This window comes from Microvirga sp. P4_G7, from assembly GCF_056401005.1.
This window is the reverse complement of record NZ_JBFUKD010000963.1, coordinates 1-1078: the sequence shown is the minus strand read 5'-3', so window position 1 is coordinate 1078 and position 1078 is coordinate 1. Positions and strand designations below refer to the sequence as shown.

Here is a 1078-nt window from a genome sequence, read left to right as displayed (position 1 = left end):
TCGCAACGGAATGGGCGATGACCTGATCAGCCAGTACGTCGCGCAGATGCGGCAGGAACTGGGTGTGACCATCAACCAGCAGGCCATGCGCCAGGCGATCGGCGGCGAAATCTAGGTCATGAGCGCGTCGCCGGATTTCGAGACCTTCGCCAAGGATTACGATTCCGGTCGCGCCGGAATCGTCCGCACCTCCCTCGTCGGCGATCTCTTGACCCCGGTCGCCGCCTTCATGTTGCTGCGACAGGGACGCAAGGGCGCGGCCTTTCTGTTGGAATCGGTCGAGGGCGGCGCGGTGCGCGGCCGCTACTCCATGATCGGTCTCGATCCCGATCTCGTCTGGCGTTGTCAGGACGGCGCAGCCTCGATCAACCGGAATGCACTGGCTTCCGCGGACGACTATCACCTCGAAGCCGCCAAGCCTCTCGACAGCCTGCGCTCGCTGATCGCCGAGAGCGCATTGCCGTTGGAAGGCGATCTGCCGCCGATGGCGGCGGGGCTTTTCGGCTATCTCGGCTATGACATGGTGCGCCTCATGGAGCGTCTGCCCGAGCCGAACCAGGATGTCCTCGAAGTCCCCGACGCCATCCTCGTCCGCCCGACCGTGATGGTGGTGTTCGATGCGGTCAAGGACGAGATCTCGCTCATCACGCCTGCGCGCCCGGACAGCGGCGTTTCCGCCAAGGCGGCGTATGAAAACGCCCTCGCCCGCCTCGACCAGATCACGTGGGCGCTCGAGCGTCCGCTGCCGTTCGAGGACAGGACCGACCCGTCCAAGATCCAGTTCGAACCGCCGGTGTCGAACATCACGCCGCGCGCATTTGAAGACATGGTCGCTCGCGCGAAGGAATACATCTCGGCCGGCGACATCTTCCAGGTCGTCCTGTCCCAACGGTTCGAAGCGCCCTTCCCGCTTCCCGCCTTCGCACTCTATCGCGCCCTGCGGCGGGTCAATCCGGCGCCGTTTCTGTGCTACCTCGATTTCGAGGATTTCCAGATCGTCTGCTCGTCGCCCGAAATTCTGGTGCGGGTGCGGGACGGCAAGGTTTCGATCCGTCCCATCGCCGGCACCCGCCCACGC

Annotated in this window: 1 protein-coding gene; it reads left to right on the top strand. The window is 64.7% G+C overall.

Features of this window, described 5'->3' with window-relative positions; all coding sequences use genetic code 11:
• Window positions 1-118: 118 nt before the first annotated feature.
• Window positions 119-1078: anthranilate synthase component I family protein (locus tag AC1DT3_RS22245; protein ID WP_477467345.1), on the top strand; the 960-nt coding region annotated here is incomplete at its 3' end.